A 20,913-nucleotide genomic window follows, 5' to 3' on the forward strand; every position below is an offset into this window, starting at 1 on the left:
TTTGCATACCTTTAATACTCATTTTACACTATAGGTAATTAAGACTTCGTATATAAGCGGAGAGCGTAGGTAATAAGTGAGGGTTAGTTTAATGATTCAACGTATTGAAAGCCGGGGAGATCGTGGTGAAGAACGTAATGAGCAGTGTAGTCCAATTGGTTTTTCTTGTCTGGGTATCGTTTTCCTGCGGGCAGAGTCCGCAACAAAAACTGAAACGATCGGCGGGTGAACTGCATAGTTGTGCTGAAGAGCAAAAACTCCCGGCTGGAGAGTTGAGCCGAATTCGCCAGGAAATCAATGCGGATGAGAAGACGCGCCAGATCGAGACGATTATCGAACAGAAATTCCGCGCAGGCTTCAATGGTAATGTGCTTATTGCGCAAAAAGGAATTGTTCTGTACAAAAAGTGCAACGGCTTCGGGCATTTTGAAAGAGGAGCCCGCGATACGCTGATCGAAGAGTCGAAGTTTCAGCTGGCATCGCTTTCCAAAACATTCACGGCTGTGGGTGTACTCAAGCTGGTCGAAGCGGGCAAGCTACATCTGGAAGACACAATTCAGAAGTTTTATCCTGATTTCCCGTACAACGGCATCTCGATTCGGGATATGCTTTGCCACCGGAGCGGACTCCCCAATTACGCCTATGCCTTCGACGATAGTATGAAGGTGAATTTTTACAAACGGGAAAAGCCGTACCCAAACAACCAGACTATTATGCACTGGTTTGCCACGGTGAAGCCAACACCCAAGCGGTACAACATTCCGGGCCGTACCTTTAGTTACTCGAACACCAATTACATGGTGTTGGCGTCGATCATTGAGAAAGTGACGGGGCAATCGTTCGAAGCCTTCATTCGGAAAAATATTTTCCAGCCCATTGGTATGCACAACACCTTTGTGGCAACCACTAAAAACGATTCGATCAATCTGTACCGAACTGCTGGCTATCAGTGGAACCGGCGTATTCCGAAGGATTATTACGACGACGTGGTGGGCGACAAAGGGGTGTATTCGACCGTAGACGACCTCTTTAAATGGTACCGGGCTCTCAATGGCGACTGCCTGCTCAAACGCCGTACGCTGGCTGAGGCTTTTCTGCCCCGCAGTTTCGAACGCAAAGGACTCAAAAATTACGGCTACGGTTTTCGGATGATGCTCGACTCGGCCAATCAACCCGAATTTATCTACCACACCGGTTGGTGGAAAGGGTACAACACCATGTTCTGGTTTAGCCCGAAAGATGAGTACGTGATTATCATGCTTGGCAACCGGTACAACACCAGCGTGTATCGGGTGAAAGAACTGGTGGATGTACTACACAGCGGCAAAAAGCTTACCGATACCGATGTGACAGGCGAGGTAGAGATTTAAACAGAGCACCCGGTAAACAGGCCGGGTGTTTTGCTTTTTCAAGAGCAGTTAACCGGCTCACGGCCTTATGAAATCAACCCTCCTTGTCACTACGCTTTTGATCGGCACCCTGTCTTTGCCAGCCATGTCGCAATCTAGTAAGCCAATCTGGCCCCAGAATGCCATCCCCAACGCCTTACCCGGCGTTACCCTCACCGAAAAGGTAGTAACCACCGACGTTGAACGAATCAGCAACGTTACTGTTCCGACCCTGACGGCCTATCTGCCCGCCAAAGACAAAGCAACGGGTGCTGCAGTTATGATTTGCCCCGGTGGTGGGTATGCTATACTGGCATCGAGCCACGAAGGGTCGGATATGGCCCGTTGGTTTGCCGAACAGGGTGTGGCAGCTTTTGTATTGAAATATCGGCTTCCGAACCCAGCCATTATGACCAATCAGCACGAGGTGCCGCTCATGGATGCCATGCAGGGTATTCGGCTGATTCGGCGGGATGCGGCTACTTACGGGATCGACCCAAATCGCATTGGTGTGATGGGGTTCTCGGCCGGGGGACACCTGGCGTCTACCCTGTCGACTCAATGGAACCACCCCGAACCGGCCACGGCCCGTGTGGCAGGCAACGAATCGGTACAGTCGACCTCGGCGCAACCCAACTTTGCCATTCTGATGTATCCGGTTATTACGTTTGGGGAGAAAGCGCACGCGGGCTCACGCAACAACCTGTTGGGAACCCTGAAAGACGATGCTACCAAAATCGCCTACTACTCCAACGAATTGCAGGTGACAGCCCAAACACCGCCTACGTTTCTGGTCCACTCTATGGACGACAAAGCCGTACCGGTTGAGAACAGCGTCAATTACTACCTGGCTTGTCTGAAAAACGGCGTTCAGGCCGAAATGCACCTCTACCCAAAAGGGGGACATGGCTACGCGATGCGCACCACCGACAAAGGGTCGGTAGCGAATTGGCCCGATGCTTGTAAGGGGTGGCTGAAAAGCATTGGCGCGCTGAAATAGGGCACAAAAAAAGGCATCCGGTAAATAACCTGATGCCTTTTGGCACTACGCGATCAATTAACCCTTAGCGTGTTACCGTAGTATATATTTTACAGCCGACACTTCGTTGGGAGGGCCGGTTATGTAGGGTAAATTACTTTGTACCTTTCTTCTTGTCGGCAGCCTTGGGGGCGGTTCCGGCTGTTTCCAGGGCCTCCTTCGTCACCACCTCACCTTTGAGGTAAAGCACTACCGTTGGGGTCTCTGCATTGCTGGTCACCGTTACCGACTTATTGAAACCACCCATAGCAGCAGCGTTGTAAGTAGCTGACACTGTACCAGTTTGGCCAGGCATTACAGCCTCTTTCGTCCATGTTGGTTTAGTGCAACCGCAAGAAGCCGCTGCATCGGAGATAAAGAGAGGCTCTTTGCCCGTGTTTTTGAATTTAAAAACGTACGTAGCTGGCTTGCCTTGCTCGATCTTACCGAAGTCGTGGGTCTCTTTTTCAAATTTGATTACACCTTTCTGAGCATAACCAACTGCCACGAGTACAAACATGGCTACGAAAAGTGAAAAAAACTTTTTCATTGGACTTGTGTAAATTATGATTTGGAGATTCAGTTATTGTGCCTTACAAAGTGTGGTACAGCAAAATTCTTACCAAATTATGCTCGCTCAGACGAAGGCTTAACAAAGAAACGCACAAAATCGTTTTTTTGAAAGCTTAATTGTTTTATCTTATTTTTACTTCCACTGAGCGGAAACGGTCAGCACTTCATCAGCTAAATCAACTACTTAAGCTTAATCTGTAAACGTCCCGTGATTGCCAACGAACAAGTACGCGCAGCAGATATGCTGACTCGTGAAAAAATCCTATCCGACTACCGCCTTGCCTGCGAGAGCCGACAGGCAAGTTTACTGGGTCGGCGTGATGTGATGGGAGGACGGGCCAAATTTGGCATCTTCGGAGATGGAAAGGAGGTGGCCCAGATTGCCGCAGCCCGCGCTTTTAAGCGGGGCGATTTTCGGTCGGGTTACTACCGGGATCAAACCTTTGTAGCCGCCCTTGGCGAGCTGCAATGGACTGAGTTTTTTGCGCAACTGTACGCCCATGCCGATGTGGAGCATGACCCCAACACGGCCGGGCGATCGATGAATGGCCACTTTGCCACTCGCTGGCTCGACGAGCAGGGCCTGTGGCGCACCCAAACCGATTCGTACAATTCGGTTTGTGACATTGCGCCAACGGCCGGGCAGATACCCCGTTCGCTGGGTCTGGCCTATGCCTCGAAACTGTACCGCCATAATCCACACCTGCAACATATGGATGGGTTTTCGCGCCGGGGTAATGAGGTTACGTTTGCCACCATTGGCGATGCCTCTACCTCGCAGGGAATGTTCTGGGAAACCATGAATGCTGCGGGTGTTTTGCAGGTGCCGCTGCTGGTGTCGGTCTGGGATGATGGCTACGGTATTTCGGTACCCGTGGAGTATCAGACGACCAAGGCAAGCATCTCAAAAGCACTGGCTGGCTTTCAGCGCGACAGTGACGACAAAGGCTTTGATATTCTGACGGCCAAAGGCTGGGATTATGTGGGCCTGCTCGAAACCTACCAACGGGCGGCTCGTACTTGCCGGGAAGAACACGTGCCCGTACTGGTGCATGTGCAGGAGGTGACGCAGCCGCAGGGGCACTCATCGTCGGGCTCGCACGAACGCTATAAAAGCAAGGAGCGGCTGGCCTGGGAGGCCGAGCACGACTGCAACCGGCAATTCCGGGGCTGGATTCTGGCAAATGGTTACGCTACCGACGAGGAGCTGGAGCAGATTGAGAAAGAAGCGCTTCAGGTAATCAAAAAAGCCCGTACCGATGCCTGGAACGCATTCCAGCAGTCGATGCAGCCGGACATTGAGGAGGCTGCCGACTTGATTCAGCAGGCGTCTCGGCACCATGCCAAGGCTCCGGTGCTAATGGCTATTCGGGAGGAGCTTCGGAAAGCGGCTCCGTTGCTTCACCGCAACGCTACGATGGCTGTTAAAAAAGTACTTCGTGTGTTGCGGGGCGAACATACACCGGCCCGCACGGCACTGGTGAACTGGCTCGCCCGGACCTCCGCCGAAAATACTGACCGGTTCAGTTCGCATCTGTACAGCCAATCGCCCGAGTCGCCGATGCGGGTTCAGGGCATTGCCCCCGAATACACCGACGACAGCCCGATGGTTGATGGCTACCTGTTGATGCAGCACTACTTCGATAACCTGTTTGGCCGCGACCCGCGCGTAGTGGCCATGGGTGAAGACGTAGGCCATATCGGGGATGTGAATCAGGGCTTTGCTGGCTTGCAGGAAAAATACGGAGAGCTTCGGATTACCGACACGGGTATTCGCGAGACAACCATTATTGGGCAGGGTATCGGTCTGGCCATGCGTGGCCTTCGACCCATTACCGAAATTCAGTATTTCGATTACATTTTCTACGCTCTGGCCACCCTGACCGACGATCTGGCCACGTTGCTGTATCGGACCAAAGGCGGGCAGAAAGCCCCCCTGATTGTGCGGACGCGCGGTCACCGGTTGGAGGGTATCTGGCATTCGGGCTCGCCCATGGGTGCGATGCTCAACAGCCTGAGGGGTATGCACGTGCTGGTGCCGCGCAACATGACGCAGGCGGCTGGCTTTTACAATACGCTCATCAAAAGCGACGACCCCGCCCTGGTGGTTGAGTGCCTCAACGGCTATCGGCTCAAAGAGCGGCTTCCACAAAATCTGGATACGTTCTGTGTGCCCCTCGGTGTTCCCGAAACGCTGCGGCCCGGTACCGATGTAACGGTGGTCACCTACGGGTCGATGTGCCGGATTGTGCTCGATGCAGCGGCTCAACTTGAAGAATTTGGCATCAGCATTGAGGTGATCGATGTGCAGTCGTTGTTGCCGTTCGATGTGACGGGGCAGATTGTCGAGTCGATTCGGAAAACAAACCGGGTGGTGTTTGCCGACGAAGATTTTCCGGGTGGCGCCACGGCCTACATGATGCAGCAGGTGGTAGAGGGTCAGCAGGCGTATCGATACCTCGATTCGGCCCCGCGCACCCTCAGCGCCAAGGCACACCGGCCCCCGTATGGCTCCGACGGTGACTACTACTCGAAGCCAAGTGCCGAAGACGTTGTCGATATCGTCTACGAAATCATGCAGGAAGCGGAACCAAACCGGTTTCCTGCACTTTATTGAGTGAACGAATGGTTTATAGTTTATGGTTTTTCGTTTGTGGTGGTTGTCGCTCCAATTCGTAGGTAAAGAAGTCTTTGCAAGCGCTTTGGCGTCAATAAGCTTTACAGGGGTTAGCGGGCCAAAAACGAAGAACCATAAACTATAAACTCCTTACAATGTCGTACTTTCAGGATATAAAAGACGGAATTCGGACAACGCTGAAGGGGTTGAGCATCACGGCCCGGCACCTGCGCGAAGCTACGGAAAGCCGCAAGCCGCTGGCTGTTGCGAGTGATAACTACTTTGAACAGCAAACCGGCCTCGTAACGGTACAATACCCGCACGAAACGCTGCCGATCCCCGATAATGGCCGCTACCGGCTGCACAACGAAATAGACGACTGTATTGTCTGTGATAAGTGCGCCAAGGTGTGCCCCGTTGATTGTATCACGATTGACGCCATCAAGGCTACCGAAGAGGTAGGCCGTGCTTCGGATGGGTCGCCAATCCGGTTATACGCTGCTACGTTCGACATCGATATGGCCAAGTGCTGCTACTGCGGACTCTGCACGGTAGTGTGCCCCACGGAGTGTCTGACGATGGAGAAAACGTTTGACTACAGCGAGTTTGAGCTGGGCAAACTGACTTACGGCTTTGCCAACCTGACACCCGAACAAGCCGAGGAAAAACGAACGCTGTACGAACAGTTTGTGCAGGAAAAAGCGGCTCAGAAAGCGCAACAAGCCGCTAAGCCTGTCGCCCCGGCCACACCCGACGAAGCCCCCAAAGTTGCCCGCCCGGTATTCCGCCCGACAGCTAAGCCCAAAACTACGGATGTGCAGCCCTCGGAGGTAGACCGGCCCGCTGCCGAAGCCTCACCGGCTATCATTACATCGGGAACAGACCCGGCTACCCAGCAAGAGCATACGGTTCAACCCACAGAAGCACCTGGTGCCGACGGTTCGGCTCCCAAGCCAAAACCGGCTTTCCGGCCGAGCATGAAGCCGCCTGTGGCCAAAACACCCCCTGCCGCGCCCATCGAACCGGTCGAGGACGCCCAGCCGACTGCCGAAAAGGTCCCGGCTCCCAAGCCTGCGTTTCGGCCAACGATGAAGCCGCCCGTGGCTAAAGCGAACCCGGAAGTCCCCGAAGCATCTACCGACCCGCAACCGGCTGAGTCTAAACCGGCTTTCCGGCCGACGATGAAGCCGAAAGCGGCACCTGCCGATCCGCAACCGACTGTGCCAGCCGAAGCTGAAGCTGCGCCGACTGCATCGAAGCCAGCTTTCCGGCCGACCATGAAACCTAAACCAGTTGACCCGCAACCCGCCGGGCCTACTGAGGCCGCTACGCAACCGGAAGCCGACGTTCAAAAACCGAAACCTGTTTTCCGGCCGACGATGAAGCCCAAATCGACTCCGGCTGATTCAACCGAAACAACAAAGTCACCGGATGCAACGGCCGTTGATGAGGGGCGGGCGTCAATCGTGTCGCAGCCGACTCCCCCTGAGCCGGTTGCGCCTAAGCCAGCTTTTCGGCCAACGATGAAGCCTAAACCGGCGGCATCAGCGCCCGAAGCGAGTGCGGAGCCGGTGAGCCAAAAGGGCCCGGAGACCACACCGGATGCTGACACGCCCGCTGTTTCTGAACCGCCAAAGCCCAAGCCGGCGTTTAGACCGACCATGAAACCCAAAAACCCGTGATACAACTCGTAATCCTGCTGTTTTCGGCCCTGGCGCTGGGAGGTGCTGTGGCCATTCTGCTGACCCGGAACGTGCTGTACTCGGCTTTTTTTCTCCTGCTAACGCTGCTGGGTGTAGCCGCCCTGTTTGTGCTTGCCAGTGCTGATTTTCTGGCCGTAGCGCAGATTATGATCTACGTGGGTGGGGTGCTCGTGCTGATTGTGTTTGGCGTGATGCTCACGCACAAAGCCGACCCTCTGAACCGAAACAGCCAACGACCCAATGCCGTGCTGACTAACCATCGGTCGTGGTTATGGCCGTTGGTGCTGGCGGGTGGTACGTTCACCGTCTTGTATCAGGTACTCACCAGGGGCTCGTTTGTCTTGCTGAATCGGGAGATGAAATACCAGACGACCGTTGATACGATTGGGCGGCAGTTGATGACTGAGTACCTGATTCCGTTTGAAATAGCCGGGATTCTCCTGCTGGTGGCGCTGATTGGGGCGGCTTATCTGGCGAAGCCAAATGATGCATAAGGTATAATGCGTAATGCATAAGTACTTAGGCAGAATTTAATGTACAATGAACAGTGTATAATGAAGGGGCTGATTCTCAATAGGTAATTCAATTGTCTATTGTACACTTTACATTGTTCATTCACTTAGTGAATAAGATGTAGTGTATAAGCTTTTGGCAAGCGTTCATCACTGGCATTATCCATTGTACACTATTCATTATCCATTAAAAATATATGGAAACAACCACGATGCTTATTGTAGCCGCTTTATTGTTCAGCCTTGGCCTGGCCATAGTGGTTGTAAAACGCCATGCCATTGTGGTGCTGATGGGCGTTGAATTGATGCTAAATGCAGCTAACCTGAATCTGGTTGCGTTCAGCCAGTATGATCCCGACCGCTTGCAGGGGCAAATGATGACCCTGTTTGTACTCGTTGTGGCAGCCGCAGAAGCCGCCGTGGCCCTGGCCATTGTGCTACAGGTTTACCGCCATTACCGAACCATTCAATTAGACGAGATCAATAATCTGGAAGGGTAATTCGCCTATTTTTTGCTTATGACATCCGCCTTGGAAACCCAGTTTGATACGCTTATTGATGGTATTCTCGAACGAGGGTACGGCATTGCCGACGATTTCCTGACCGCCGACGAAGTACAGGCTCTGGCTACCCGGCTTCGGGCGCGCCGGGAACAGGGGCAGTTTCGGGCGGCTGGTATCGGTAATCAGAACACGACGGTCGAAAAGCAAATTCGGGGCGACGAAATTCACTGGCTCGATAGGGCGGAGGCTACGCCCGAAGAGTTAACGTTTCTGGACCGGGTCGATGCGTTTGTGCAGTACGTAAACCGGACGTGCTACCTCGGTTTGCGCGATTATGAATTTCACTTTGCGCTGTACCCCGCCGGTACGTTTTACAAGCGCCACCTCGACCAGTTTCGCACCGACTCGCGCCGTCGGTTGTCGGTGATTTGCTACCTCAACACCGACTGGCAGGAAACCGACGGTGGGCAACTGGCGCTGTACCTCCCGGCCGAAGACGGTACCGAACAAACCCTAACGGTGGCCCCCATTGGCGGGCGTCTGGTTTGTTTTGAAAGCGGCAAACTCGAGCATGAGGTGTTGCCTGCTACCCGCGAGCGCCTGAGCGTAACGGGCTGGCTCAAAAATTAACCCGGTCTGCCAGACGCTCGGCTTTTTCCAACAATTGTAGTAGAGTGTAGGTTACTTTTTCGAAAGTGACACACTCAACGCTACATGGAAAATACGGAATACCGTCCCGCTGCGGACGAAATCAAGGCGCAAAAGTTGCCGTACCCCGCCCGGCAGTCGGACATGAATCAGCAGCCCGACAGCGACCTCTCCAACTACAAACCAGCTAATAAACTGGCGGGTAAGGTAGCCCTTATTACCGGGGCCGATTCGGGTATTGGCCGGGCCGTGGCCATTGCGTTTGCCATGGAAGGCGCCAAGGTGGCTATCCTCTACAACGAAAATACCGACGATGCCCGCTACACCCAGCGCATGGTGGAGAGTAAGGGGCAGCCGTGCCTGGTGATTCAGGCCGATGTGCGGCAAAAAGCGGCTTGCGACGATGCCGTGCGCCAAACCGTTGAGCGGTTTGGTGGACTGAACATTCTGGTGAACAATGCGGCTTACCAAATGGCGCAACAAAAGCTGGAAGATATTACCGAAGAACAGCTTCGGCGGACGTTTGAAACCAACATTTTCGGGTACTTTTTCATGGCGCAGGCGGCTTTGCCCCACCTGACCGAAGGCGATGCTATTGTGAACACGGGAAGCATCGTTGGGCTGGTGGGTAATCCCATTCTGGTCGATTATACGGCCACCAAAGCGGCTATTCACGCGTTTACCAAATCATTGGCCATTCAGCTGGGCGAGCGTAAAATCCGGGTCAATGCCGTGGTGCCTGGCCCCGTCTGGACGCCCAACATCCCGGCAACCATGCCTCAGGACGAAGTGAAAAACTTCGGGTACGAAGTGGCCCTGGCCCGACCCGGTCAGCCCGAAGAACTGGCCCCGGCTTATGTGCTGCTGGCGTCGTCGGACGGGAGTTTCATGACGGGCAGTCTGGTAGAGGTTACGGGCGGCAAACTGGGGTAGGAGCCATGCAACACCAAAACCCTCCCTATTCGGTGCTCGACCTGCTCGGCACGGACCGGGTCACACCCGCTACGCGCAAGGCGTTGCTCACGCGCCTGTCTGAACCCCCCGTAACCAACCCCCAGTTTTTCACAGAAGCTGAGTTTGGGCGTTTGCAACGGGTATGCGCCCGCCTGATGCCTCAGGCCGAAACTGACTCGATTGACCTGGCTGGCCCCATTGACGGGCGTTTGGCCGGAAAAAATACCAACGGATGGCGTTACGACGATTTGCCGAACGATGGCGACGCGTACCGCCTTTTTCTGGCCGGTATTGACCAAACGGCCCAAGTGCTTTTCAACCTCTCATTTGATACCATTACGCCCGATGAGCAGGACGCTGTACTGCGGGCCGTGCAACAGGGTGAGCCTTCGGGCGATCTCTGGGTCGGCTTTGCTGCGGATCGGTTTTTTGAAGAATTACTGGCCGAAGTTGTCGAGGTGTACTATAGTCACCCGGTGGCGCAACAGCGCATCGGCTATACCGGAATGGCAGATCAACGCGTGGTATGAAAACACACCCAACCGAAGACATTCTCGACGCCGTGGTCATTGGTACCGGCGCGGGCGGTGCCCCCTTGCTGGCCCGGCTGGCTATGGCGGGCCTGAACGTAGTGGCCCTGGAGGCCGGAAAATTCTGGAAGGCCACCGACGATTTTGCGACTGATGAGCGTACGCAGGACTTTCTGTTCTGGAACGACGAACGGCTCACGGCGGGCAGTGACCCCATTGCGTTTGGTCGTAACAACTCGGGGACGGGTGTGGGCGGCTCTACGCTCCATTACACAGCCTACACCCCCCGCGTACAGCCCGACGACCTGCGCCTGCGTACCGACTTCGGCGTGGGCGAAGACTGGCCCCTCGACTACCATAGAGACATTGAACCGTATTACGACGAACTGGAGTCGTTTCTGGGCGTGTCGGGGCCGGCCGCGTACCCGTGGGGGCCTGCCCGGAAAACATCATACCGGTATGCTCCCCTGCCTATCAACGGGGCGGGGCGGCTGATGGAGAAGGGATGCCGCGATCTGGGTATTCTGACCTCACCGGCGGCCAACGCGGCTTTGTCGGCCCCGCAGTTTCAGGAGGGCTACGGCTGGCGGTCGGCTTGCACCAACCGGGGCTTTTGCCAGGCGGGTTGTAACAACGGAGCCAAAGCGAGTATGGACGTGACGTTCATCCCACTGGCCATTCAGCACGGGGCCGAGGTGCGGGCCGAGTGTCTGGTGACCCACTTCGAGCGCGACAGTCAGGGGCGTATTACGGGTGTGGTGTATGTGCAGCACGGCAAACAGCAACGGCAGCGGTGCCGACACGTGTTTTTGTGCGCGGGTTCGGTGGAAACGCCCCGGCTGCTTCTGCTCAATAACCTGGCCAACCGGAGCCAACAGGTGGGCCGTAACCTGATGGCGCATACAGCCCTGCAAATCTGGGGGGAGTTCGACGAGCCCGTGTATCCGTGGCAGGGCATACCGGGCGCCCTAATTTCTGAAGATACCCACCGACCCACCCACCGGGCGGGCGGCCCGGCCGATTTTGTGGGCGGCTACCTGTTGCAGTCCATCGGGGTCATGCCCGTTACCTACGCCAGTCAGATGGCGCGGGGACGGGGCTTGTGGGGGGCGACCATGCACGAGGCTATGGGCCGGTACAACCATGTGGCGGGCATCAACATTCTGGGCGATTGCCTGCCGTATGCGCACAACTACCTCGAACTCTCCGACGAAAAGGACGGTCGTGGACTCCCCAAGCCGCGCGTGTTTTTTTCACTGGGCGAAAACGAAGAGCGGCTCACGTCGCACGCCAACGGCCTCATGCGGGCCATTTGGGAGGCCGCCGGTGCCCGAAACATCTGGGCGTTTCCGCGGAGTGCCCACGTGATTGGCACAGCCCGCATGGGTACCGACCCCGACCGGGCCGTGGTGAACGCCAACGGTCAATCGTTCGACGTGCCCAACCTGTACATCTGCGATAATTCAATCTTCCCGAGTGCCCTCAGCGTGAATCCGGCTCTGACCATTATGGCCCTTTCGCTGCGGACAGCTGATAAGTTTTTAATGAGCTAACGAGTGAAAGACTTCCTATATCACATCACCAAAAAATACGGCGACGGGAATTACGACGGCGATCAGTTTGGGGGCGCGGCTGGCCATAACGGCAGCGGTTTCCCCGATGGTAATGCCGGTAATTTTATGTTTGCTACGGGGATCGAGTGTTCGTACCCAACCATCGGCAATGGCACCGTTCGGCGCGACCAACTACGCGAGTGCGGGCATTATGAGCGCTGGAAAGAAGACCTGAATCTGGTTCGGGAAATGGGCCTCAAAGTGTTGCGGTATGGGTTGCCCTACTACCGCATTCACGAAGCGCCGGGCAAGTTCAATTGGGAGTTTGCCGATTTGGCTATGGCCGAAATCAAGCGGCTGGGTATTACGCCGATTCTGGACCTGATGCACTTCGGCGTGCCCGATTGGCTGGGTAATCTGCAAAACCCGGAGTTTCCGATTCACTTTGCCGATTACTGCCGGGCCGTGGCCGAGCGTTACCCGTGGGTGCGGTACTACACGCCCGTCAACGAGATTTACGTGACTGCCCGCATCAGTGCCAAAGATGGCGTCTGGAACGAGCAGCTAAAAACTGATCAGGGGTTTGTTACGGCGCTGAAGCATTGTGTAGCGGCCAGCATTATGGGCACTCAGCAGATTGCCAGTATCCGCAACGACTGCGTGATTGTGCAGAGCGAAAGCGCCGAGTTTATCCATGAACTGTGTGCTGCGCCGTCGGCCGCTACCCGGCTTGAGAATGAGCTCCGGTTTTTATCGCTCGATTTGCTGTACGCCCGCGCGCCGTCGGCCACGGTGGCCATGTACTTGCTCGATAACGGCCTGACCCGCCAGGAATACGAGTGGTTTATGAAAGGGAAGCCGCCGGGCTACCAGATCATGGGCAACGACTATTACGGCCGCAACGAACGTATCCGGCTTCCCGATGGCTCGATGCACCTCTCGATGGACGTGCTGGGCTGGTATCAGATTACCAAAGAATACTACGATCGCTACCGAATGCCGGTCATGCATACTGAAACCAACGTGTTTGAAGAAGCCGATGCGCCCATGTGGCTCTGGAAACAGTGGATTAATGTGCTCCGAATTCGGAAAGATGGGGTGCCGGTGCTCGGCTTTACGTGGTATAGCCTCATTGATCAGATCGACTGGGACACGCAGCTCGGCGAACAGAACGGCCGTGTACAGGCCTGTGGGCTTTATACCCTCGACCGAAAGCCCCGTCCTGTAGCTCAGGCGTACAAAGACCTGTTGCATGAGTTTGGGCAGATTACGATTGTGCCCTACGGCGAAATGCTCGAAATGACCGACCGGCCTGCCCGACTCAAAACTCAGGTTTAACGCATGAAACTCCACACCTTTTCTGAAGGACACGGCGAGCCTACGTTTGTGTTGTTGCACTTTTTTGGCAGCTCAGGCCGCGAATACGCCGGGGTTATGTCGGCGCTGGCCGGTAGGTACCGTTGTATTGCGCCCGATCTGCGGGGCTTTGGTGAGTCGGCCACGGCCCCCGATGGCGACTATTCTGTCGATGCTATGACCGACGACGTGCTCCGCCTGATCGAACAGATGGTGACAGGCCCGTTTGTGGTAGTGGGGCACTCCATGAGTAGCAAGGTGGCCTTGAATCTGGCCGCCCGCCAACCCGCCCATTTGCTCGGGCTGGTGTTGCTGGCCCCGTCGCCTTTGTCACCCGAACCCATCGACGACGATGAACGGCAGCGGCTCCTCACCACCCACGGGCAACGGGCAGCCGCCGAAAAAACGAGGCAGAACATCACGTCGGCCCCGTTGAGTAAAGCGGCTCAGGAGCAGATTGTGGCCGATGATCTGCGTAGCTCCGACGCGGCCTGGCAAGCCTGGCTGACGCACGGAAGCCGCGAAAATCTGGAAGAACGGGCCGCGCGAATAACCCAGCCGGTACAGATTGTTCTCGGTGCCGACGACGAACACATTACGGCCCCGCTGATGGAGGAAACCCTCCTGCGCGTGTTGCCACAGGCCCGGCTTACCACCCTCAGCGGGGCGGCTCACGTGCTGCCCCTCGAAAAACCGGCGGAGGTAGCCGACATACTCGGTACCTTTGCGGCATGGCTTTTATCCAGACAGATACCTACACCGTACGCGGCTACGAAGCCGACGCTACTGGCCGGCTGACCCTGCCCACGCTCATGAACTGGATGCAGGAGTCGGCCAATCGGAATGCGCTCGATTATGGTATTGGCATGGCCGACCTGACCGCGCATGGCCTCGGCTGGATGCTCATGCGGTTCCGGCTCACGGTACACCGCTACCCGGCATACGGCGAAACCTGCACCGTATCGACGTACCCGACCCGGGTCGAAAAATACTTTATCTATCGTGATTTCAAGGTGGTGAGTGCGTCGGGCGAGTTGCTGGCCGAAGCGGCCAGTACTTGGGTGACCTTTGCGGTTGAACGGCGGGCTATGGTGCCCCTGCCCGATTTTATCCGTCGGTTGCACCCGCCCGCCGTGGCCGACCCCCTCCCGGCCTTGCCCTCAAAACCCGATTTTTCTCCGCCCGAAACGCCCGCTCAGGTGCATAGGCGGGCTATTGGCTGGTACGATCTGGACGTGAATCAACACACCAACAATGTGAGCTACGTGCAGGCGTTATTGGAGTCGATGCCGGAGGAATTCCTGCGCCAAAAGCATCTGTACGAGTTGGATCTATTTTTTAAGGCCGAGAGCCATTTGTACGATCAATTGGTGGTGCACACGTGGCTAACCGATGGGGTGGGGTTACACCGGCTTGTGCAGGGGGCCGACGGACGCGATGTACTCTGGGCGCGTAGCGTTTGGCATTGACCATTTGCCCAAAAATTCGACCTTTGTTTTTTGCTAAACCATACACAGCGTATGACAACTTCATCAAATAAGATTGACACCCTCCACGCGGTTCTCGACGGCCTCATGCGCCGGTATCGGGAGCGGGTTCCCGATGTAAGCGGTATTATCGATGCCATGATCGACGAGGAAATTATCGACTCGGCCGACGAAATCGAAAACGACCATATCGCCTTCCGAACCATGGGTGTGCCTAATCTCGGTATTGCCTCGTTCGAGAAGATATTTACGCACTACGGCTATCAGAAGCGCGACGCGTACAACTTCACCGAGAAAAAACTATCGGCTTACTGGTATGCGCCACCGGTAGGTACCGAAAACCTGCCCCGCATCTTTGTGAGCGAGTTGCGCGTGCATGAACTGTCGGAGCAAGCGCAGCAGATTATTCACAAATACACAGACCGGGTCACGAGCGATCCTGTTGATGCGCTCGACCTGGACGATGCCGTAGCTGTGGATGCCTTTCTGCACCAGCCGCTTTGGGAAATGCCCACCGTGGAAGACTACCAAACCCTGCTCGCTGAAAGCGAGTATGCGGCCTGGGTGATCTACAACCGGTATTACCTCAACCACTTTACCATCAGTGTGCACAACCTCGAACCGGGCTACAACACCATCGACGAGTTTGTGGAGTTTCTGAAAAGCCGCGAGTTTAAGCTCAATTCGGCAGGGGGCGTTATTAAAATCAGCCCCGATGGCGGTCTGCGTCAGGCATCGACGGTGGCGCAGATGATCGATGCTGAGTTTGCCAATGGGCAGACCCTCCGCATTGCGGGCTCGTATGTTGAGTTTGCCGACCGGCGGGTACTGCCCGAATTTGCCGGTTTACCAGCGAGCCAGATTGGGCGCCAGCATCGGCGCGAAGGCTTCGAAGCAGGCAATGCCGACAAGATCTTTGAAAGTACGTTTACTACCCAAACCGGGCGATAGGCGGTCGGTTTTTCGTAAAAATGCAAAGACCCCATTCCAACCATTTCGGCTGGAATGGGGTCTCTGTTTGAGAGGCTGTACTAGTTCTTAAACAGATAAGTAGTCAGGCAGAATTAATGTATAACGAACAATGTAAAATGTACAATGAAATGGTTGGTTGTCAGTAGGTAACCCAATTATTCATGACTCATTTTACATTGTATATTCACGTATTCCATGAAAGCTTTTTTGACCATTTTGCTTTTGGCCGGTTTGTTAAGCTGCGAGAAAACCGAGGAGGTTCAGGCCGACTGTGTGGCCCGGGTTAACCCCGACTGTATATGTACGCAACAGTACGACCCCGTTTGTGGCTGCGATGGTAAAACCTATGGCAACGCCTGCATGGCCGCCTGCTCGGGTATTCGGGTGGTGAGCAATGGCGAGTGCGGGGGTAAGTAAGCTACGTCTGAATAACGCCAACCGAAAAGGGCTGCTCGATGGGGGCGTGGTTGGCCGCTGCAATCCCCTCCGACAGTACCGTCCGGGTTTGAAGTGGGTCAATGACGGCATCGACCCAAAGCCGGGCGGCTGCGTAATATGGCGACAATTGCGCGTTGTACTGATCGGTGATTTTTTTCAGTTGGGCCTGCTCTTCGTCTGAAGTCATGGGCTGCCCTTTTGCTTTCTGGGTGGCCACCTGAATCTGCAACAGGGTTTTGGCGGCCGAGGCCCCGCTCATTACGGCCATTTGGGCCGTGGGCCAGGCCACCATCAGGCGCGGGTCGTAGGCACGGCCGCACATGGCGTAGTTGCCCGCGCCGTACGAGTTGCCTACCACCACGGTGAATTTGGGTACCACCGAGTTGGCCATGGCGTTGACCATCTTGGCCCCGTCTTTAATGATGCCGCTTTGCTCAGCCCGGCTGCCAACCATGAAGCCCGTCACGTCCTGAACAAACACCAGGGGCAGGCGTTTCTGGTTGCATACCATGATAAACCGGGCGGCCTTGTCGGCGGCATCTCCGTAGATAACCCCGCCCATCTGCAACTCAGCGGCCGGCGTTCCGGGGCCTGACGAGCCCGCGCCGGTTTTGCCTTTTGCCTTGACCACTTTGCGCTGATTGGCCACAATGCCTACCGCCCAGCCGTCGATACGGGCGTACCCGCACAACAACGACTGCCCGTAGGTCGGTTTGTACTCATCAAACTCCGAGTTATCCACAAGCCGCTCCAGAATCTCCCGCATATCGTAAGGCTTCACGCGGTCGGTGGGGAGTAGTTCGTAAATCTCAGCCGGGTTTTTGGCCGGTAGGGCAGGGGCTATCCGGCTGAATCCGGCGTTGGCGGGTGTGCCCATGCGCCCAAAAATGCGTTTGATGGCGTCGAGGCAGCTCTGATCGTCGGGGTAACGGTTGTCTACTACGCCCGAAATATCAGTGTGGGTAACGGCTCCGCCCAACGTTTCGGAGTCGACATCTTCGCCAATACTCGCTTTGACCAGATACGGCCCGGCGAGGTAGATGCTGCCCGTGCCTTCCACAATGAGGGCTTCGTCGGACATGATGGGCAGGTACGCCCCACCGGCAACGCAGCTGCCCATGATAGCGGCTACCTGCAATACGCCCATAGCCGAGAGCCTGGCGTTGTTCCGAAACGTGCGGCCGAAGTGCTCTTTGTCGGCAAACACTTCGTCCTGCAAGGGCAGATACACGCCCGCACTGTCGACCAGGTACACAATGGGTAGCCGGTTTTCAATCGCGATTTCCTGCGCGCGGAGGTTTTTCTTGGCTGTAATCGGAAACCAGGCCCCGGCTTTCACCGTCGCGTCGTTGGCTACAATCATGCATTGTCTGCCCGAAATGTAGCCGATGCCCGTGACCACCCCACCCGACGGACAGCCGCCATGTTCGGGGTACATACCCTCACCCACAAACAGGCCGATTTCAACAAACGGGCGGTCGGGATCGGTCAGGTAAGTAATGCGTTCGCGGGCGGTTAGTTTGCCTTTACGGTGCTGATCGTCAATTTTTTTGGATCCACCGCCGAGTTGAGTTTGGGCGGTGCGGGTTTGAAGTTCGTCGATGAAGTGTTGAAAGGTATTCGCCATGTACTGTCGAATGGTTTGTTGTATTGCATAAACCTACGACATAAAGCGGTTGTTACCACAACGCCCGGACCCCGCGCTTGTTGGTGTGTTAGCAAGCGGGAAGTCCGGGCGAGATTAAAGCCACCGTAAGGGGCAGCACCAACGATATTTTAGGGAATCAGCTCAACGGTGCGGGCGTAGGCTTGCCTGAGCGTAACCGTGAGTCCGATGGATTGAATAGTGAACTGCCCGGCGGGGTCGGTGGTTTCTTCAACCAGCGTCCACTGACCCTGTACGTTTTTTACCCATACCTCCACGCCCACCCGGAGCGAGTCGATGAGCACATACTCACGCAACGACGGAATGCCCCGGTACCGGTGAAACTTGCGCCCCCGGTCGTAATCTTCGGTGCCTTCCGACATCACCTCCAGCAATACCGTCGGATTGAGCAAGTTATCAAATTGGTCGGGCATGAGCTGAGGCTCACCGCACACAATCACAATATCCGGGTAAGCATACAAACCCGATTCGGGCAGGTGCACCCGCATGTCGGATGAAAATGATTGGCAGGTCGTATTGTCGATAGACGCGCCGACCAGAATTGCCAGATTTTCCTTAACTCGGTTGTGATTACGGGTTGCGCCAGCCATTGGAATAATTTCTCCGTCCAAAAACTCACTCTTTTCGAGGGCCTGCCGCTCGGCGGTCAGGTACTCTTCGGCGCTGACAATCTGTTTTTCTACAACTACCATACCGGTTGGCCGAGTTTGTTTCTGGGTCAAATTACTCAGGTATGCACTAAAAGTCAATCCGTTAGTGCTTACGGTTGCTGGGTTGAGTCGGCGCGGGTAGTAATCACCGTTGTAGTGGTTACCGAGCCGGGTCGGGCGGGCTGTGTTTTGTCTTTACGCCCAAACAAGGAGAAATGTACGTATCGTTTGGGGTTCTCGCGCAGGTCGGTGAGGAGCTTTTCGAGGCTGGCCGTGGTGGCGTTTACGTTGGTATACAGAGCCTCGTCGGAGGTGAGTTTACCGAGCGAGCCTTTGCCCTGTTGCACACCGGCCAGCAGTTTCTGCAAGTTATCGACGGTGCGGTTGGCGTTGGCAAGCGTAGCCCGCAGCTCAAGCACCCGCAGCGAGTCGGCCACGTTGTCGACCTTGGCCAGAATGGGTTTCAGTTGCCGCTCCGTTTCGATGAGGGAGGCCGAAAGCCGGTTCACATTGCCGAGGGTGGTGCGCAGGGCGGCTCGGTTTTCCTGCACGGTCAGGTCGAGGGTGCCGGTTACGCGGTTGGCACTCGCCAGCGTGGCGTTGAGGGCCGCTCCGGTCTGATCGAACGACTTCACAATCACGTTGAGGTTGCGGGTGAGCGAGTCAACGTTGTTCAGTACGGGGAGCGTCTTTTCGCGGATAAGCGCCTGCAAGCCTTGCTCTTTGGCGGCTACGAGCATTCCTTCGTTTTCGAGGGGGCCGCTTTGGGCCGGAATCTGTAACTGAATCACCTTGCCGCCCAAAAGACCACCGTCGGCCAGAATAGCCCGTGTGCCTTTGGCAATCTGAATCCGTTTTTGAATGGCTACCGTAACCATCAGCTTATTGCCCTGATCCTGGAGGATTTCAATTTGCTTTACCCGCCCCACGGCTAAGCCATTGAGCGTAATGGCGTTCGAAGCCGTGAGGCCATCTACATTATCGTAGACGACGCGGTAGTGATTATCAGAAGAGAAAAAATCGGAACCTTTTAAATACTGGAATCCAAAGTAAAACATTGCCAGAGCAACAACCGCAAGGATCCCTACCTTTACTTCCTGGGAGATTTTCATGGATGGCTGACCGAGGAGTCAAATTTGCTTTCGTATATAACCCACGCAAACCGGGTTTTGTCCCGCGAAAGTACAAAAGATAGAGAACTGTACCCGGCAATACATGATGAGTGGGTGTATGATTGGTACACGGGCCGATTCTTTATTCATCACCCATCCCGCAGCGTTTACCCCTAATTCGCCGTCTCAATTTCGGACTTGTACGAAGCGAAGGCCTTGAAAAGCGAGGTCGAAATGGCGTCCTGCCCTTCGGCGGAGGCCAGGTACCGCTCTTCGTCGGGGTTGGTCAGATACCCCGTTTCGACGAGTACGCTGGGCATGGTAGTACGCCAAAGTACCACAAAGCCCGCCTGTTTTACGCCGTGACTCCGGCGTTCGGCGCTGTATTTGAAGCTACGCTCCACTTTCTCGGCAAAGTTGATACTGCTGGCCATAAACGCGTGCTGGTAGTTGGCCAGCATGATGTGGGCCAGGGGCGAGTTGGGGTTGAAGCCTTTGTATTTTTGCTCGTAGTTTTCTTCTTTCAGGATAACGGCGTTTTCCCGGCGGGCTACCTCCAGGTTGCCTTCGGTCTTGTGCAAACCGAGGGTGTAGGTCTCAGTGCCGTGCAGGGTTTTTGACTTGGGGTGGGCATTTACGTGAATCGAGATGAACAGGTCGGCGCGGTTGCGGTTGGCAATGGCGGCCCGCTCGGCCAAATCCACGAAATGGTCGCTGGCACGAGTCAGAATAACCCGTACTTCGGGCATATCCGTCTTGATCTTTTTGGCCAGTTGCAGCGCAATTTTGAGCACAATCCGCGATTCACGGTTGCGCGAGGTCATACAACCGGGGTCTTTGCCGCCATGACCGGGGTCGATCACAACGGTACGTAGTTGATTCCCGCGGCCGGCATCGGCGGTAGCGGCCGGAATGGTATCCTGCGGAAGCAGGGCTGGTTTGGGCAGGGCCGTCATGGCCAGCAGGGGCCAAACGATAACCGAACCCTTAATAATTTTTAACAGACTGTTCCGTTTCAACGCAATGATGGGACTCACGTTCGTCATACCTTTGTGCAATGGGCTTATTCCCCGCGTTTGACAGATTACTTCCATTGGTAGAACTAAAAAAAGCATACTTTATTTTACCATTCAGCGGCTTGCAGAAGCTGGTGCCGTACCTTACTATCCTATGGCTTTGCTTGGGTAGTTTGGTGGCTGTGGCTCAGCAGGTTCCGGTATTGCCGCCAAAAGG

Annotated in this window: 20 protein-coding genes; 15 read left to right on the top strand and 5 right to left on the bottom strand. The window is 55.5% G+C overall.

The window, feature by feature from the left end; translation table 11 throughout:
• The first annotated feature begins 137 nt into the window (after nt 1-137).
• Together F5984_RS17265 and F5984_RS17270 are read left to right on the top strand one after the other, a co-directional pair.
• Complete coding sequence (locus F5984_RS17265; RefSeq protein ID WP_152125507.1) at nt 138-1,370, top strand: serine hydrolase domain-containing protein; 1,233 nt, start codon at nt 138-140, stop codon at nt 1,368-1,370.
• Nucleotides 1,371-1,437: 67 nt separating this feature from the next.
• Nucleotides 1,438-2,388, top strand: a complete 951-nt coding sequence (locus F5984_RS17270; RefSeq protein WP_152125449.1) for an alpha/beta hydrolase — start codon at nt 1,438-1,440, stop codon at nt 2,386-2,388.
• 133 nt (nt 2,389-2,521) lie between these two features.
• Here F5984_RS17270 and F5984_RS17275 read toward each other — a convergent pair whose 3' ends face one another.
• Nucleotides 2,522-2,956, bottom strand: coding sequence for a DUF1573 domain-containing protein (locus tag F5984_RS17275; RefSeq protein ID WP_019988348.1), 435 nt, complete (start codon nt 2,954-2,956; stop codon nt 2,522-2,524).
• A 264-nt stretch (nt 2,957-3,220) separates the two neighbouring features.
• On the opposite strand from F5984_RS17275, the gene F5984_RS17280 reads away from it, so the two are divergent.
• From F5984_RS17280 to F5984_RS17340, 13 genes are all read left to right on the top strand, one after another.
• Entirely contained in the window at nt 3,221-5,596 is a 2,376-nt protein-coding gene (locus tag F5984_RS17280) for an alpha-ketoacid dehydrogenase subunit alpha/beta (protein WP_246169081.1), read from the top strand.
• Nucleotides 5,597-5,751: 155 nt separating this feature from the next.
• On the top strand, nt 5,752-7,278 hold the full coding sequence (locus tag F5984_RS17285; protein ID WP_152125451.1) for a 4Fe-4S dicluster domain-containing protein: 1,527 nt from the start codon (nt 5,752-5,754) through the stop codon (nt 7,276-7,278).
• Nucleotides 7,275-7,793 (top strand): NADH-quinone oxidoreductase subunit J family protein, encoded by a 519-nt coding sequence (locus F5984_RS17290; RefSeq protein ID WP_185155540.1) that lies wholly within the window; start codon nt 7,275-7,277, stop codon nt 7,791-7,793. Before F5984_RS17285 ends, F5984_RS17290 begins: the two co-directional genes overlap by 4 nt.
• A 215-nt stretch (nt 7,794-8,008) precedes the next feature.
• Nucleotides 8,009-8,311, top strand: a complete 303-nt coding sequence (nuoK, locus tag F5984_RS17295) for an NADH-quinone oxidoreductase subunit NuoK (protein ID WP_152125452.1) — start codon at nt 8,009-8,011, stop codon at nt 8,309-8,311.
• Nucleotides 8,312-8,329: 18 nt separating this feature from the next.
• Complete coding sequence (locus tag F5984_RS17300; RefSeq protein WP_152125453.1) at nt 8,330-8,944, top strand: 2OG-Fe(II) oxygenase; 615 nt, start codon at nt 8,330-8,332, stop codon at nt 8,942-8,944.
• 84 nt (nt 8,945-9,028) lie between these two features.
• The gene (locus tag F5984_RS17305; RefSeq protein WP_152125454.1) at nt 9,029-9,895 is read left to right on the top strand and encodes an SDR family oxidoreductase; all 867 of its coding nucleotides are present in this window, start codon (nt 9,029-9,031) and stop codon (nt 9,893-9,895) included.
• Nucleotides 9,896-9,900: 5 nt separating this feature from the next.
• The gene (locus F5984_RS17310) at nt 9,901-10,446 is read left to right on the top strand and encodes a gluconate 2-dehydrogenase subunit 3 family protein (RefSeq protein ID WP_152125455.1); all 546 of its coding nucleotides are present in this window, start codon (nt 9,901-9,903) and stop codon (nt 10,444-10,446) included.
• The gene (locus F5984_RS17315) at nt 10,443-11,999 is read left to right on the top strand and encodes a GMC family oxidoreductase (RefSeq protein WP_152125456.1); all 1,557 of its coding nucleotides are present in this window, start codon (nt 10,443-10,445) and stop codon (nt 11,997-11,999) included. Before F5984_RS17310 ends, F5984_RS17315 begins: the two co-directional genes overlap by 4 nt.
• Before the next feature lie 3 nt (nt 12,000-12,002).
• Entirely contained in the window at nt 12,003-13,337 is a 1,335-nt protein-coding gene (locus F5984_RS17320) for a family 1 glycosylhydrolase (protein WP_152125457.1), read from the top strand.
• Between the two features lie 3 nt (nt 13,338-13,340).
• Nucleotides 13,341-14,153, top strand: a complete 813-nt coding sequence (locus F5984_RS17325; RefSeq protein ID WP_152125458.1) for an alpha/beta fold hydrolase — start codon at nt 13,341-13,343, stop codon at nt 14,151-14,153.
• Nucleotides 14,087-14,824, top strand: a complete 738-nt coding sequence (locus tag F5984_RS17330; RefSeq protein ID WP_185155541.1) for an acyl-[acyl-carrier-protein] thioesterase — start codon at nt 14,087-14,089, stop codon at nt 14,822-14,824. The genes F5984_RS17325 and F5984_RS17330 overlap by 67 nt, the downstream gene beginning before the upstream one ends.
• Before the next feature lie 51 nt (nt 14,825-14,875).
• Nucleotides 14,876-15,793, top strand: a complete 918-nt coding sequence (locus F5984_RS17335; protein WP_152125459.1) for a DUF1338 domain-containing protein — start codon at nt 14,876-14,878, stop codon at nt 15,791-15,793.
• Nucleotides 15,794-16,009: 216 nt separating this feature from the next.
• On the top strand, nt 16,010-16,231 hold the full coding sequence (locus F5984_RS17340; RefSeq protein ID WP_152125460.1) for a Kazal-type serine protease inhibitor domain-containing protein: 222 nt from the start codon (nt 16,010-16,012) through the stop codon (nt 16,229-16,231).
• A 1-nt stretch (nt 16,232) separates the two neighbouring features.
• On the opposite strand, the gene F5984_RS17345 is transcribed toward F5984_RS17340, so the two are convergent.
• The 4 genes from F5984_RS17345 to F5984_RS17360 all read right to left on the bottom strand — a co-directional run bounded on the left by F5984_RS17345 (nt 16,233) and on the right by F5984_RS17360 (nt 20,726).
• Entirely contained in the window at nt 16,233-17,879 is a 1,647-nt protein-coding gene (locus tag F5984_RS17345; RefSeq protein WP_152125461.1) for an acyl-CoA carboxylase subunit beta, read from the bottom strand.
• 149 nt (nt 17,880-18,028) lie between these two features.
• The gene (locus F5984_RS17350) at nt 18,029-18,610 is read right to left on the bottom strand and encodes a Uma2 family endonuclease (protein WP_152125462.1); all 582 of its coding nucleotides are present in this window, start codon (nt 18,608-18,610) and stop codon (nt 18,029-18,031) included.
• Between the two features lie 68 nt (nt 18,611-18,678).
• Nucleotides 18,679-19,680 (bottom strand): MlaD family protein, encoded by a 1,002-nt coding sequence (locus F5984_RS17355; protein ID WP_185155542.1) that lies wholly within the window; start codon nt 19,678-19,680, stop codon nt 18,679-18,681.
• A gap of 173 nt (nt 19,681-19,853) precedes the next feature.
• Nucleotides 19,854-20,726, bottom strand: a complete 873-nt coding sequence (locus tag F5984_RS17360; RefSeq protein WP_185155543.1) for an N-acetylmuramoyl-L-alanine amidase family protein — start codon at nt 20,724-20,726, stop codon at nt 19,854-19,856.
• Nucleotides 20,727-20,913: the final 187 nt, after the last annotated feature.

The sequence above is a fragment of the Rudanella paleaurantiibacter genome, assembly GCF_009184635.1.
GTDB lineage: Bacteria > Bacteroidota > Bacteroidia > Cytophagales > Spirosomataceae > Rudanella > Rudanella paleaurantiibacter.

Excerpts from the sequence above, each read along its gene's own strand:
- F5984_RS17280 (WP_246169081.1), top strand. The coding sequence starts at position 3,221 with ATGCTGACTCGTGAAAAAATCCTATCCGACTACCGCCTTGCCTGCGAG.
- F5984_RS17360 (WP_185155543.1), bottom strand. The coding sequence starts at position 20,726 with ATGACGAACGTGAGTCCCATCATTGCGTTGAAACGGAACAGTCTGTTA.
- F5984_RS17275 (WP_019988348.1), bottom strand. The coding sequence starts at position 2,956 with ATGAAAAAGTTTTTTTCACTTTTCGTAGCCATGTTTGTACTCGTGGCA.
- F5984_RS17305 (WP_152125454.1), top strand. The coding sequence starts at position 9,029 with ATGGAAAATACGGAATACCGTCCCGCTGCGGACGAAATCAAGGCGCAA.
- F5984_RS17345 (WP_152125461.1), bottom strand. The coding sequence starts at position 17,879 with ATGGCGAATACCTTTCAACACTTCATCGACGAACTTCAAACCCGCACC.
- F5984_RS17300 (WP_152125453.1), top strand. The coding sequence starts at position 8,330 with ATGACATCCGCCTTGGAAACCCAGTTTGATACGCTTATTGATGGTATT.
- F5984_RS17340 (WP_152125460.1), top strand. The coding sequence starts at position 16,010 with ATGAAAGCTTTTTTGACCATTTTGCTTTTGGCCGGTTTGTTAAGCTGC.
- F5984_RS17310 (WP_152125455.1), top strand. The coding sequence starts at position 9,901 with ATGCAACACCAAAACCCTCCCTATTCGGTGCTCGACCTGCTCGGCACG.
- F5984_RS17330 (WP_185155541.1), top strand. The coding sequence starts at position 14,087 with ATGGCTTTTATCCAGACAGATACCTACACCGTACGCGGCTACGAAGCC.
- F5984_RS17355 (WP_185155542.1), bottom strand. The coding sequence starts at position 19,680 with ATGAAAATCTCCCAGGAAGTAAAGGTAGGGATCCTTGCGGTTGTTGCT.
- F5984_RS17335 (WP_152125459.1), top strand. The coding sequence starts at position 14,876 with ATGACAACTTCATCAAATAAGATTGACACCCTCCACGCGGTTCTCGAC.
- F5984_RS17285 (WP_152125451.1), top strand. The coding sequence starts at position 5,752 with ATGTCGTACTTTCAGGATATAAAAGACGGAATTCGGACAACGCTGAAG.
- F5984_RS17265 (WP_152125507.1), top strand. The coding sequence starts at position 138 with ATGAGCAGTGTAGTCCAATTGGTTTTTCTTGTCTGGGTATCGTTTTCC.
- F5984_RS17350 (WP_152125462.1), bottom strand. The coding sequence starts at position 18,610 with ATGGTAGTTGTAGAAAAACAGATTGTCAGCGCCGAAGAGTACCTGACC.
- F5984_RS17325 (WP_152125458.1), top strand. The coding sequence starts at position 13,341 with ATGAAACTCCACACCTTTTCTGAAGGACACGGCGAGCCTACGTTTGTG.
- nuoK (WP_152125452.1), top strand. The coding sequence starts at position 8,009 with ATGGAAACAACCACGATGCTTATTGTAGCCGCTTTATTGTTCAGCCTT.
- F5984_RS17270 (WP_152125449.1), top strand. The coding sequence starts at position 1,438 with ATGAAATCAACCCTCCTTGTCACTACGCTTTTGATCGGCACCCTGTCT.
- F5984_RS17315 (WP_152125456.1), top strand. The coding sequence starts at position 10,443 with ATGAAAACACACCCAACCGAAGACATTCTCGACGCCGTGGTCATTGGT.